At 46.4% G+C, this 13,817-nt stretch carries 10 protein-coding genes; 3 read left to right on the forward strand and 7 right to left on the reverse strand.

The genetic code is table 11. The features are described 5' to 3' along the window. Positions 1–636 (forward strand): dihydroxyacetone kinase subunit DhaL, encoded by a 636-nt coding sequence (gene dhaL, locus MTR11_RS02590; protein ID WP_005379705.1) that lies wholly within the window; start codon positions 1–3, stop codon positions 634–636. A 1-nt stretch (position 637) separates the two neighbouring features. Beyond that, on the forward strand, positions 638–3,037 hold the full coding sequence (gene ptsP / locus MTR11_RS02595; protein WP_243326976.1) for a phosphoenolpyruvate--protein phosphotransferase: 2,400 nt from the start codon (positions 638–640) through the stop codon (positions 3,035–3,037). Between the two features lie 78 nt (positions 3,038–3,115). Here the strand turns inward: ptsP and dhaR are convergent, their stop codons facing one another. The 6 genes from dhaR to MTR11_RS02625 all read right to left on the reverse strand — a co-directional run bounded on the left by dhaR (position 3,116) and on the right by MTR11_RS02625 (position 11,747). Further along, the gene (gene dhaR / locus MTR11_RS02600) at positions 3,116–5,041 is read right to left on the reverse strand and encodes a dihydroxyacetone kinase operon transcriptional regulator DhaR (RefSeq protein ID WP_176319002.1); all 1,926 of its coding nucleotides are present in this window, start codon (positions 5,039–5,041) and stop codon (positions 3,116–3,118) included. Between the two features lie 148 nt (positions 5,042–5,189). Next, positions 5,190–5,720 carry an MltR family transcriptional regulator gene (locus MTR11_RS02605; RefSeq protein WP_012841150.1) on the reverse strand — a complete coding sequence of 177 codons (531 nt, stop codon included), beginning with the start codon at positions 5,718–5,720 and terminating at the stop codon, positions 5,190–5,192. A gap of 57 nt (positions 5,721–5,777) precedes the next feature. Continuing rightward, the gene (locus tag MTR11_RS02610; RefSeq protein ID WP_243326977.1) at positions 5,778–6,926 is read right to left on the reverse strand and encodes a mannitol-1-phosphate 5-dehydrogenase; all 1,149 of its coding nucleotides are present in this window, start codon (positions 6,924–6,926) and stop codon (positions 5,778–5,780) included. A 112-nt stretch (positions 6,927–7,038) separates the two neighbouring features. After that, the gene (locus MTR11_RS02615) at positions 7,039–8,991 is read right to left on the reverse strand and encodes a PTS mannitol transporter subunit IICBA (RefSeq protein ID WP_104971241.1); all 1,953 of its coding nucleotides are present in this window, start codon (positions 8,989–8,991) and stop codon (positions 7,039–7,041) included. A 603-nt stretch (positions 8,992–9,594) separates the two neighbouring features. Beyond that, positions 9,595–11,343: a lysophospholipid acyltransferase family protein gene (locus MTR11_RS02620; protein WP_243326978.1), complete on the reverse strand. Its 1,749-nt coding sequence runs from the start codon at positions 11,341–11,343 to the stop codon at positions 9,595–9,597. 137 nt (positions 11,344–11,480) lie between these two features. Continuing rightward, positions 11,481–11,747 (reverse strand): hypothetical protein, encoded by a 267-nt coding sequence (locus tag MTR11_RS02625; protein WP_171058425.1) that lies wholly within the window; start codon positions 11,745–11,747, stop codon positions 11,481–11,483. Positions 11,748–11,910: 163 nt separating this feature from the next. Between MTR11_RS02625 and MTR11_RS02630 the strand changes: the two genes are divergently transcribed. Beyond that, the gene (locus tag MTR11_RS02630; RefSeq protein ID WP_005392213.1) at positions 11,911–12,630 is read left to right on the forward strand and encodes an SIMPL domain-containing protein; all 720 of its coding nucleotides are present in this window, start codon (positions 11,911–11,913) and stop codon (positions 12,628–12,630) included. 43 nt (positions 12,631–12,673) lie between these two features. On the opposite strand, the gene MTR11_RS02635 is transcribed toward MTR11_RS02630, so the two are convergent. Then, complete coding sequence (locus MTR11_RS02635; RefSeq protein WP_243326979.1) at positions 12,674–13,723, reverse strand: DUF4382 domain-containing protein; 1,050 nt, start codon at positions 13,721–13,723, stop codon at positions 12,674–12,676. Positions 13,724–13,817: the final 94 nt, after the last annotated feature.

A 13,817-nucleotide genomic window follows, 5' to 3' on the forward strand; every position in this document is an offset into this window, starting at 1 on the left:
ATGCAAATTGAAAAACAACATATCGTTCACTGGTTAGAGCTATGTGCAAAAACGTATCAAGAGAATCAAGATTTTCTGACCGACCTTGATCGTGATATTGGTGACGCAGACCATGGTCTCAATATGAACCGAGGCTTTAAAAAAGTCGCGGAAAAACTGCCGCAATTTGCGGACCAAAATATCGGCAGCATTCTCAAGAATACGGGCATGACCTTGCTTTCTAGTGTCGGTGGGGCAAGTGGCCCGCTTTATGGCACGCTGTTTATTCGCACGGCTGCCGCTGTCGGAACTCGAGAGCAATTAACGTTTGAAGAGTTAGTGGATGCACTAAAAAGCGGTGTGGATGGTGTGGTGTCTCGTGGTAAAGCGGAACTGGGTGATAAAACCATGTGTGATGTTTGGTTACCCGTTTTAGTTAGCGTGAAGGCGTCGTTAGAAAATGGCATGAGCGCTGACCATTTATTGAATGAAATGGTTGAGCTAGCAGAAACGAACGCGGTTGCCACGATTGAAATGTTGGCGAAAAAAGGGCGAGCCAGCTATTTAGGTGAGCGCAGTATTGGTCACCAAGACCCCGGCGCAACCTCTTCTTTGTTAATGATTAAAGCACTACAGCAGGCAATAGCAGGTAATTAAGATGGTGGGAATTGTAGTTGTATCTCATAGTCGTCGCCTTGCGGAAGGGGTGGCCGAACTTGCCACCCAAATGACGCAAGGCAAAGCCAAGCTGGCGATTGCGGCTGGGATTGATGATCCAGAGAACCCGATCGGAACCGATGCCATTGCCGTGATGGAAGCGATTGAGCAGGTACATGATCAACAAGGGGTTGTTGTGTTGATGGATCTTGGCAGCGCCCTGCTTAGCACGGAAATGGCTCTGGATCTGATTGATGATCACGTGAGGGAAAATGTCACCCTTATCTCGGCCCCCATTGTTGAAGGGACCATGGCGGCGTCGGTGGCTGCTGCCGCTGGACTACCTTTATCGACGGTAGTCGAAGAGGCACAGAATGCGTTAAGCGTAAAACGAGAGCACCTTGGCGATCAGCCACTAACATCCGCTGAGATAGCGCCAGTATTAGAGAACTTTGAACACGAGCGGACATTTGATTGGGTAGTGCAAAATCCGCATGGATTACATGCTCGTCCCGCAGCGGCCATTGTTGGTGCACTCGCGCCTTTTGACTGCCAATTATGGTTGAAAAAAGGCGAGCGCCGTGTGAACGCGAAAAGCTTAAACAGCATTGCTAAACTTGGCGTTCGTAGCCAAGAGACGATCACGCTGTGCGCACTCGGAGCTCAATCTAGTGAAGCAATTCAGGCATTTGAAGCCTTAGCTCATGAGCACTTCGGAGAAAAAGAGGCGGTTGAGCAAGGCATTATCGAGCCTGAAGAGAGCACGGATATTCTGTTCGATGATATCGCCTCAAGTCAGATTGAAGGTGCTGTTGTTGGTATTCGAGTCAATGACGGTATCGCAACTGCTCCAGCTGTCCTTTTTACTCATGAAATGCCAGCAGTGCCTGAACGTGATTTCCAAAGTGAACAAGATGAAATTGAAAGGGTTAAGCGTGCGATAGGCGTGGTTGTTCAACATTTGCAGGAGCAAGCGAAGCTGCCGAAAGGGGAAATATTTTCCGCTCATAGCATGATGGTCAGTGACCCAGAATTATGGGCATCGGTCGAGTCGCGAATTCAAACGGGCATGATAGCCGAGCAAGCTTGGGTAGAATCACTGCAAACGTTGGCCGAAGAGTTTCGCCAGGCAGAAAGTCAGTACATGCGGGAACGCGAAGCAGATGTGCATGATATCGCACGCCAAGTTATGGTCGAAATGACAGGCGTAACGCCTAATGCCATCGACATTCAGGAACCGAGTATTTTGTTGGCCCGCGACCTGATGCCTTCTGATGTGGCCGGGCTTGATAAATCGAAAGTGCTTGGTATCTGTTTGAGTGAAGGAGGGAAAACCTCTCACAGTGCGATTCTTGCTCGTGCGATGGGGATTCCTGCCATCGTTAAAGCTCAGGGCTGCCTTGATGCTGTGCGTGCTGGTCAAGTGGTGACTATTGATGGCTTCCGAGGACATTTATGGTTCTCTCCTTCGGATTCCGTACAGCAGGAATTAGAAGCGCAACAAATTGAGTGGCAAATCTCCCGACAAAGTGCGCTAGCGAGTGCTCAGCAAGCCGCAGTCACCTGTGATGGCGTCCATATTCCAGTATTCGCCAATATTGGTGGACCGAAAGATATTGATGATGCACTAACATCAGGAGCTGAGGGGGTTGGTCTATTCCGGACTGAGTTTCTGTTTCAAAACAGTGATGAGTTGCCGACTGAGGAAGCGCAATACCAAGTGTATCGTGATATTGCCGCCGCACTTGGTGATAAGCCACTTACGATTCGTAGTCTAGATGTTGGCGGTGATAAGCCTTTAGCCGCTTACCCTATGCCATCGGAAGATAATCCATTTTTAGGTTTGAGAGGGGTGCGGTTGTGCCTTCAACATGAGTCATTGTTTACCGCCCAACTTCGAGCCATTCTGAGAGCTTTTCACGAGCAACCGAATATTCAATTGATGATACCGATGGTGGCTCAGGTTGAAGAAGTGAGAAAAGTAAAAGCGCTGTTGGCACATCAAGCAACCCAACTCGGCTTGGATGCGACTCATTTGCCTGTTGGTATTATGATTGAGGTACCCGCCGCGGTATTAAATGCAGATGCGTTAGCCCAAGAAGTCGACTTTTTCTCTATTGGCACCAATGATTTGACTCAATATGTTATGGCAGCTGATCGAGGCAACGCCGCCGTTGCCGAATTGGTGAACTACTTTGAACCATCGGTACTAAAAGCCATTGAACTCACGTGTGCAGCAGGCGATCGCGCGGGCATACCGGTCAGTATGTGTGGTGAGATGGCTGGCGATCCAAATGCTACAGAAACATTGCTTCGCGTGGGGTTACGAAAATTCAGCGCCAGTTCTAGTCTGCTACCGGGACTAAAAGCGCAGATTCGTCAGTTGTCTGTCGATGTTTAATCGATACCTTTATCGTTAGTACACGTATACCGGCGTGCTTACGCCGGTTTTACTTTTGTAGGAACGCCACTTCTTGGCTTAATACAGCTTCATTTGCTCCTGCAGCCCAAACTTATTAATTTTTCTCCATAAGGTCGTGCGGCCAATTTGCAATGCTTTCGCCATATCATGCATTTTGCCATCACACTGATTCCAAGCCTGAACAATCGCTCTTCTCTCGGCTTCTTCTAACGTGATTACTGGCGTATTTTCTGCGGTATGGCGAGAATTCAGTTTAATGTCTTCAGGAATATCGTTCAGCTTGATTAAGTTGGAACTGCGGTTCAGCAAAATTCGCTCAGTTCGGTTTCTTAGTTCAGAGTTGTTGCCTGACCAACGAAAATTCATCAACGCTTCCAGTGCGACTGGCTCTATCGAGATTGTGACATTGTGTCGGCGTTCATAATGGCTGATAAGCTGCTGGACGAGAAATTCAATGTCTTCTTTACGCTTTCGTAGTGGTGGAATATGCAGCTCGTTCGAGGAGATTTCATAATAAAGTTGCCGACCAAATGAGCGCTGAGTGACATACTCGCTGATCTCTGAAGCGGTGCTCGTAATAAGTTGAAAGTCTACGGGGATTAATCGCAAACTGTCGCTGCGGCTGACGAGCCCAGTTTTTAACAACTTAAGTAGCACGGCTTGTAAATCGGGCGACAGATATTCCACCTTTTCCAAAAAGAGCGTACCGCCATGGGCGAGTTCAAACTTAGAGGGCATGCCTTGTCCCTCGTCGTATCCCAGGGTTTCTTTGACCAGTTGCTCTGTATTGATGGAGCGGCAGTTGAGCGTAATGAACGGCCCTTCTTTGTAGGTGCTTTCGTTATGAATCGCCATGGCGAGAGTAGCTTTTCCTACGCCTTCTTCACCCGTAATTAGAATCGGTGATTTGGACTTTATGGCCCGCTTTGCCACGGTAATGACGTGCTTCATTTTTCGTGAAATGACAGGCAAAGTGCTGAATGTATAGCGCGCACTGCCACCTATTTGTTGTTGAGCAAGTTCGCGAATTTTATCGATAGGGTGCAAGAACAATAAGTGTGTGCCGTCGTTGAGTGGACGCAAGGTAATTATCGCTTCAACAAACTCGCCACGAACCTCTACCGTTGTGAGTTTGCGGTTGATGCTTGCACCCGACTCAATACTATTGAGGACATTTGGCGGGAAACGTAAAACCGAAAAGACTTCTTTATCCAAGACCTGACTGGCTTCAATGTTTAACAAGCGCTCTGATTGGTGATTTACCATGGTGATACGGCTTTCTTCATCCCAGGCCAGAAGGCCGTCATCCATGCATTCTAACGTTGCGTTGTGCGCACAAGTGAGGCGGTTAATGTTTTCTTGTTCCGACTGAATATGGATTTGCAAACTGACTTCTTTCGCGCTCGACGCGATGATGACCAAGTTTTCTTTCTTATAGCTCTCTGCTTTTTTGAGAAGGCATGTTGTGCCGCGTAACTTGCCAAACTGGTCGAAAACAGGCGCAGCTACAGAGGCATAAGGATGTAAGTGGCGATTGAAATGTTCTGCTGCGAACACTTCACACGGGATATGAGTACTAATACAGAGATTGACCGCATTTGTGCCAATTTTCCCTTCAGACAGAAAACAGCCTTGTTTAATACCGAGCGCCTGCATCTCTTGCTGCATTGAGTCATGTCCCACAACAGATAGAACGCAGCCGTTGCCGTCAGTCACCATCAATAGCAGGTCTTCGTCCCCTAGCATGTCGTAAGTGTCTTCAAGTACGGTCGTGGCGCATTCGATGAGGTGCTCGTTGCGTTTCATCAGAGATGAGAAGGTAAAGCCAGAGGCAATATGTGGCTTTGACCAGGTGTAAGGACTGCATTGCTTTATGCAACGCTCCCACGACTCAAGTACGGGAGTGCGGGAAAATTCTGGAGATACCCAATGGTGTTTCTGGAAAAACTCCCATTTGGTTTTAGTGTCTTCGATTGAAAGCATGCCATACCGTTTCAATACCAGCGATAGATTGGTCTGATATTACAGAGACATACGAATATGGACTGTGATGGCTTTCACGCACGTCATACAGAAAGGATACGCAAAGAAAAGAGGCTAGTAGAGAAGGCGTTCCTTGCCGGAGGTTGGGTTAAAAAGGGCTGTCCTTGCCCAGTTCATTGCAAATTTCGACAATGGCGAGCGAGAGACCTGATTTTATTATTTGTTGCTGGCGTTGAAGTTGGAGTTGATAAAACTCAAGGTCGATGTCGTCATCAGGTTCGTTGACTTCTAATTGCACCATGCCCATTTTCTTTACCAGATGCAGCTTTTTGATTGGCTCTAGAATATTTGGATCAGTGAACTCGTAGTCCGATGCATCGCTATTGAGTCGGTTTTTAAGCTTAATGATGTCTTCAATATCATGATAAATATCGTCTGGGAGTACGCCTAAGCCAAATAGGAGTTTCAAACGAACGGAGAGATCGCCCAGCGGTCCGGAGTCTTGCAGTAGGGGACCAACAACCGATTGCACGGCGAAGTTATCTTTACGAAAGATCCTTTGTATTAGCCCGTCGATGGAATCGTTGAACACATCGACTGCTGCAATAAAGAAGCCTCGTACCGATGGCGCGCTGTTTAATCGTTCAATGATCTCGGTTTCGTTGATGTTATCTGCCATATACTGAGTAACTGTTTAAAATTATATTTATGGGGAGCAGAGCTCCCCTTGATTCGATTAAAGCTGGTGGTAAATCACTTCGATTTGAGCCACTTCAACACTGTCTTTAGCCAGGCCAGTGTACGTTGCTAGCGTTTTCTTTACGCCCACGGCTTTTAATGAGGTTTGTAGTTCCACCGCTTGTGGGTCGGTGTCGTTGGTGTATTTCAACGCTGCCGCGATCCCTTTCAAAAGTGTTTGATTTTCAGTGCCATACTCGATTGTACCGAGTAATGGCTTCACTAATCTATCATTTGCACCCAATTTACGAATTGGTTGTCGTCCAACGCGATCCACTTCATCCACTAAATATGGGCTGGCAAAGCGTCCTAGGATCTTTTCGATGTAAGCGTTGTGCATGTCGCGATCAAAACCGTAGCGCTTGATCAGTACTTCTCCGCTTTCGTGCATTGCTTGTTTTACTTCAGCATGAATGCTTGGGTCTTCAATTGCTTCACGAATGGTGCGATGGCCTTTCAAACAGCCTAAATAAGCGGTAATACAGTGACCTGTGTTTAGGGTGAACAGCTTACGTTCGACAAAGGCCATTAGGTTGTTGGTTCTTTCCATGCCAGCTATGTCAGGGATTTCGCCCTTGAATTGCTGCTCATCGACAATCCATTCGCTAAAGCTTTCTACCGTCACTTCTAGTGGGTCATCGTTCGCCGCTTCTGCTGGTGGCACGATGCGATCTACCGCTGAATCAACAAAGCCAACCAACTCGTCTGCCTTTGCGTGCAGTGATTCATCCAAGTGTTTGTACACTTCACCTTTTAGGTGCGTTGTGCCACGCACCATATTTTCACAGGCGATGATGTTAAGTGGCGCGTCATTGCCAGCTTCAAAACGTTTGGCGATGCCTTTCGCGATGGTTTTCGCGATGATGTCTAATACGTTTGGACCAACTGCTGTGGTGACTAAATCGGTTTTGACCATGCGATCAATCACGTCTTCACTGGCTGAGTTTACCGCTGTGACATGGGTAACGGTGTCGATTTGACACTCAGTACCGACCACTTTTACTTTGTATTCTTGTTTGTGGCTGAGCTGGTCTACTAGCGGTACATCAACGTCAGCGAAAGTGACCTCGACTTCTGCGTCTGCTAAGAGTTTACCGATGAAACCACGACCGATGTTACCTGCACCAAAATGAACTGCGTTTTTCATAATTCTTACCTACCAATATCTGAAAATGTTGACTTACGAAACTAGGGTGAGGCCAACCGCATAGGGGGTGACAGCTGACCTCGTTTGCCTCAGGAGCAAATTAAAGGAGTGATTAAGCCGCTTGCTGGCCGCCAAGGATGTTTAGAATTTCTTCTACATCGTTGGTGCTGGTTAGCTTCTCAATTGCTTCCGGCTCATCGAGCGCGTTCGTAATGGTTGTGATCACCTGGATGTGCTCATCGTTCTTAGCGGCAATGCCGATAACCAGTTTCGCGACATCGTCGTCATCTTCAGTAAATTGGATACCCGATGGGTATTGGCAGATTACAATGCCGGTTTTCTTCACGCGATCTTTCGCTTCTACCGTACCGTGAGGTACTGCGATAGATTCGCCTAGGTAAGTTGGAACCAACGCTTCACGCTCAAACATCGCGTCTACGTATTCTGGTTCTGCGTAGCCAAGTTCAACCAATTTGTTGCCTGCAAAGCGAATGGCTTCTTCTTTGTTGGCTGCTTTCAAACCTAGGTGAATGTTCTCACGCTGGATTTGGAATACCGATGGTTGTTGTGGCTCAAAGCTGTCGTCGTTCGCCGCCATGACTGACACTTTTACCATTTGGTCGTCATTGGCTGCGGATTGGTTTTGTGCTGCTAGTAACTTGGTGACTAGCTGGTTGTACATTTCGCTGTCTAGGAAGTTCGTCAATGAAATGTGGTGTGCGTTTGGAGCATGCTTACGTGCACGACCCGTTAAGTCTTTATGAGTAATCACGATATCTGCACTCTCTGGTAAGCTGTTAATGGCAAGGTTAGTTACGTGGATGTTCAGACCTGCGTCTTGAACCTTTTTGCGTAGCATGCTCGCGCCCATTGCACTCGAGCCCATGCCCGCATCACAAGCGACAATGATGCTTTGTACTGTCGCTAGGTCTACGTCACCTTTGCTTTGGCTGTTTACCACCGCATCGTTTTTAGATGCAGATTTCATGTCTTTCATTTGTGATGTTGCTTTTTCTAGTGCTACTTCATCACCGTCTTCTTCTGTTGACGTTTGTGTCTTCATTAGCAGTGCTGCTACGGCGAATGACACACCTGTTGCGGCTGCGATAGACGCTAGAACACCAACGATTGAACCTTTCTGAGTCATCAACAAGATTGCGAAGATTGAGCCTGGTGATGCTGGAGAAACGATACCTGCGTTAAACATAGTTAGAACGAATACGCCCGTCATACCACCTGCGATAGCCGCAAGGATTAGGCGAGGGTTCATTAGGATGTAAGGGAAGTAAATCTCGTGGATACCGCCGAAGAAGTGGATGATGGATGCACCACCTGCCGTTTGACGAGCCGTACCTTTACCAAACACCATGTAAGCCAGCAGAATACCTAGACCAGGACCTGGGTTCGCTTCGATCAAGAAGAAGATCGATTGACCAGTTTCAGACGCTTGCTGAATACCCAGTGGAGAGAAGATGCCGTGGTTGATCGCGTTGTTTAGGAACAGGATCTTCGCTGGCTCAACAAAAATAGAAGTCAGTGGCAGAAGGTGCGCTGAAACAAGGAAGTTTACGCCTGCTGCCAATGCGCCTGAAAGCACTTTGACAAATGGACCGATAAGGAAGAAAGCCAAAATGGCGCACAGCATACCAATGATGCCCGCAGAGAAGTTGTTCACCAACATCTCGAAGCCGCTTTTTACTTTACCGTCGATGTAGTTATCGAATTTTTTGATTGCCCAGCCGCCCATTGGGCCGACCATCATTGCACCCATAAACATTGGGATGTCGGTACCGACAATCACACCCATGGTAGTGATTGCACCAACGACCGCGCCGCGATCGCCGCCCACTAATTTACCACCGGTGTAACCGATCAGTAGTGGCAGCAAGTAAGTGATCATAGGACCAACCATGGAAGCTAACGTCTCATTTGGTAGCCATCCGGTTGGGATAAATAGAGCAGTGATAAAGCCCCACGCGATAAACGCGCCGATGTTAGGCATTACCATGTTTGACAGAAAACGACCAAAATTTTGTATCTTGATCTTGGCATCTGGTGATATCATAACAATTCCCCGTTCGATGTTCTGATGAATATGTTGTCGTAAACGGTTCGCCAAAACCGCTTGTTTGATTGCTTAGTACCCAATCAATTTACCACACATTTTCCAATTGGAACTGACGACGGGTTTTTCGTGATCAACCCCCGCATTTCTTCGGATGAAAAGCATTTTTTAAGTGATGATGATCAATTAATTGATATGTAACTTAATAACAAAAAATGACTTTCAAATCTGTCAATAAAAATATTAGTGATCAATTCGATCTTCTGACAAATATAAAATCAAAATTCATTGTGATTAAGATCACCTTTAATTTCTTTTTCAATTCAAATTAAATGCTCAAGATGATCAATATCACATTTTGTTTGACGTCAGGTTTGATTAAAAATGTGATCTATGACCATTTTGAGGTTTTGTGAAAGTTTATAACGTGAACGTTTGTGCGATGTTGGCGTTTTGTGGATTAAAGCTTGAGATGACTGGCCTTTTTGCGATGAGTTTAACTAAACACTTTGTTTTTAATGTCTTATGGGTAAATAACGCATCACGCTGCTCGCGTTGTGTTGTTTAGAGCGATTTTGAGCAGCGCGATACCTCCGACGACGGTTAATGGTTCAGAGCTAAATACTCGCGCGCGTTTCCACTGCCCATGTAACGTGCAAGCGTTTTCTCAGGCACATCGCGTAAATCCACCATAATCAATCCATCCAGTGCGTTGTTAAACGCCGGATCGACGTTAAAGCACACCAACTTACCATTCAAACTCAAATATTGGCGCAGTAATACCGGAACGCCTTTGCCTTCGTCAATTCGAGCGATCACGCGAGATAGCAACTGTAAATCTCCCAATGCGGTTAGCATGCTGGTATTCCAGTTTAAGTTGGTTTCTGGCAGTGGGTTTGACGGAGTGACGTATTCGGCGCAGTCGTTGTCGTAGTGGTGTAGGGTCATCGATTGTGCCAGCAATTGACGCGCGGTATGGCTGTAATCGTTGCTGATGCTCACTGGGCCAAATAAGTGCGTGTATTCGGGATGTTGATGGACAAAAGTCGCTATGCCTTTCCAGAGTAAGAGTAGGGCACTCATGCTTTTTTGATATTGCTCGGCAATCACAGAACGACCCATTTCAATCGACTTGCCCATTTGATCGAGAAAGCCTTGGTCATAGTTGAATAATGTGCGCGAATACAATCCTTCTACGCCATATTTCGCCAATAATTGATCAACTAATCCAAGACGGTAAGCACCTACCATGCATTGGTTCTCACGATCCCACACAAATAGGTGCAGGTAATCATGATCGAAATGATCGATGTCTATCGCTTGCCCGGTCCCTTCGCCAACTTGACGGAAATTATGTTCTCGCAAGCGGCCAATTTCATGCAGGAGAGATGGGATCTGCTGCGCGCTGGCGCAATATACGTCGAACTCGCCACTTTGAAGCAATTGGGTTTCTGACGGTAAGCTGTGCAGCTCTTCAAGCAATTGGCCTATGGGTAACCCTGCCGCAATAGGTAAGAGAGCATTGTCTGAGACCGTTTGCTGAGTGGCACTTACATCGCGGTTAAGCAGGTAGGTGTTAAGCCTCAGATAATTGACGATCTGATCATCATTGAGGTTATTGAGTTCTTTAAACTTGATTGCTTGCCCAAAGGACAACTCAATGGTTTTTGCGCTCTTGTTGAGCAGCTCTCTTCCTAACATCAAGGTGCGTAAAAGAGGGTGGATTTTACCTGCCATGTAGAAGCGTTTTGAGTTCTGCCCACGAATGAAGACGGGAACAGTGGCGGCTTTGTTCTTACGAATTAACGCACTGACACTGCGGCTCCATTCTTTGTCTTCTAAACGCTGTTGTTTGGCATCCACTAACTGCGACACTTCACCCGCAGGGAAAACCAATAACAAGCCGCCATTCGCAAGGTGTTTGTTGGCTGCTCTGAGGGCCTTCATATTCGATTTGACGGCGTCTTTGCCTTCGAATACGTCGACACCAATAAAAAGTTGGTCGAGCTCTGGTACGGTTTTTAGGTACTGATTCGCTAAAATTTGGATATCGTCTCGTATCATCAATAGTAGCTCGGCGAGAATCACGCCTTCAACACAACCGAGAGGGTGATTCGCCACAATGACGGTTGCGCCTTGCTTTGGCACTGCGTCGAGCGAACCATGGGCAATGCGATAGTCGATCCCCAAAATATCCAGCGTAAATCGCAAGAAAGTTTTGGTATCCGCATTCACGGGGCGTTGGGCGTAGAATTTATCGAGCTGACTTAAACCTGTTGCCCATTCTGCAACGTTTTCACCAATGCCAAACGGCGTTTTACGAGGGAGACGAAAAGGGGTCGAACTATCCATATTTACCTCAGCGTACAAGTGGCTGATCGGATAGTAGAAATTACAGATGACAGTTCAGAGGCAAATCCATGAGCCTTTGGTGACAAACTGGTGAAGCTTTGTTGACCAAAGGCGAAGAGGATAGGACAGCTTTAGCGTTACGTTTTGTCGCCAGCAAACATCAGGATACTCAGAGAGTTGAGCGTTTCACTGAGACTTTCTAGTGAGCTCAAGACCTGTTTGGTCGGCTCATTATCTAGCAGAATTCGACCATCAAAGCTTTTCCCTTCGCATTGATCTTCATCGCATATACCCGCTTGGGGGGCTTGTGTTGAGTTGTCATCCATTACTAAGTCGTCAGTACTCAAACAAGCCGTTGAGACAAATAATCCGCTCAGAACTACCAGCCATTTTATTTTCAACATAATCTTAAAAACCACAATAAAACACTGTTCAATTGTAATTTATTCTATTCACCATTTCGAACGACATGACAAAAACTTGGCTTTAGGTCGCCATTTTCTGGCCATAGTTGAGCTATGTTATCGATACGACGAATTGTTACTTTTGGCGAAATTAGGAGGATGAATGGAGAAGATTTCCAATAAAGCGTCAATATGGCTCGGGCTGTGTCTGATAATTGGTTTAGGAGTATTGGGCTTTTTTATTCAGCAAACGGCAGTCAAATACAAAGCCTATGAGCGAGTGGTAACGGTGAAGGGATTGTCTGAACGAGAGTACTCTGCCGATACAGTGATCTGGCCAATTCAGTTCACCTTAGCGAGTAATGATATGGGGGCTATGTTTGATGACATCGATCAGCAAACGCGTTTGATTCTGGATTTCTTAAGTGCTAAAGGGCTCCCTGAAACGAGCGTTTCCCTTTCTTCTCCTGCTGTCATTGACCGAAAAGCACAGCAATACGGGAGTGAGCAAGATATCGAGTTTCGTTATTTAGCCTCGCGGACGGTTACGGTTTATAGTCAAAGTGTCGATGTGGTTCGAGCGGCAATTAATGAGATTGGTGAGCTAGGAAAACAAGGTGTACTGCTGAATCAGGACCCGTACGCGAACCGCATTGAGTACAGCTTTACTAAGCTAAATGATGTAAAGCCAGACATGATCGAAGAGGCGACGAAAAACGCCCGCGAAGTGGCGCAAAAGTTTGCCAAAGACTCACAGAGTTCACTGGGTAAGATCAAACGTGCCACGCAAGGGCAGTTCTCGATTTATGACCGAGATAGCAACACGCCTTACATTAAGAAAGTACGAGTGGTATCGACGGTTCAATATTACCTTTCTGACTAAGTAAAAAGCCGCTCAGTGCGAGCGGCTTTTTTAATATGGTGACTTAAAGAATTGGATTAATGTCCTGAGTTGTCAGCTCTGCCTCGACAACATCAACTGGCGTGTAGTGCTGGTAAATCAAGAAACCGTCTTCTGAAGTTTCATGAGCGTCTGGCGTATCAATATACGCAGTACATGTGTAGCCAATGCTGTAAGTACCCGGGCCGATGTAACCAAACTCGTAGCTGTAGGTTGTATTACCTTCTTCGTCTTGCGATTCATTCACGTTAGCTACTGCAACTGGCGCTTGGAGTGGTTCCATCGCGCCCATATCGCCCATGGTTGAGCGATCCATCGAACCTGCGTAAAGATAGACTGAGTGAACGGCAGGAACGTCATTTATAGCATTTGATGCTGCACTGTCTGCTTCACACGCTTGGTACTGAATTTCACTGACTTCACCACCAATATGACCTGATTCTGATGCGTTTACTAAGCTTACCGCATTAGAGTTCATGTTCATGTAATCTTTGCTCGTTGGATCTGCCAGGCCTTTACGCAAATCAAACTCGACAACATAGCTATTATGACCAGTATGAACTTTTACATACTGACCTTTTTGCGAAAACTTCAAGCGACCTTGATCGCTCGTATCTGGTTTAAAATCAAAACAGCTGCCTCGGCTAGGCACAACTAAGCCTTTGATGTTGCCGTCTGTCTTCTCTACGTATGACAGCGTTGTATCGTTTAATTGTTTGCCGTCTTTAGCGTACACACACATAGCATAATCACCAGGAGAGATGTCCTGTTCGTGAATGATCGTTTTAGCGTTACTTCCCTGATATTCCATTAGATCAACTTGGTGTAGTGCTCCATTGTCACTAACATCTAACAGAATATGTTCTCCAGTTTGTTCGCCAGTTTCTGGGTCAAATGGTACAAGGACAACATCTTTAAACGCTAAGACGACTTTGTTGGCATCGTCGACAGGCGCATCGGAAACGCTGAGAGAAAAAGTGGCTGCTTCTGTATCGGATGAAGAGTCGTCGCTACCACAGCCCGTCAATAAAAGACCGCCTGAGATGGCAAGTAAAGGGTAGGTATATTTTTTCATTATGACCTCTTGTTTACACTGCTGATAAATGTAAAAGGCTAGTCTCAAAGTCGAGAAATGATGTCATTGTATTGTGATAGAGAGGTCAATCTTC

The organism is Vibrio sp. CCB-PB317 (genome assembly GCF_022808245.1).
Taxonomy (GTDB): domain Bacteria; phylum Pseudomonadota; class Gammaproteobacteria; order Enterobacterales; family Vibrionaceae; genus Vibrio; species Vibrio diabolicus.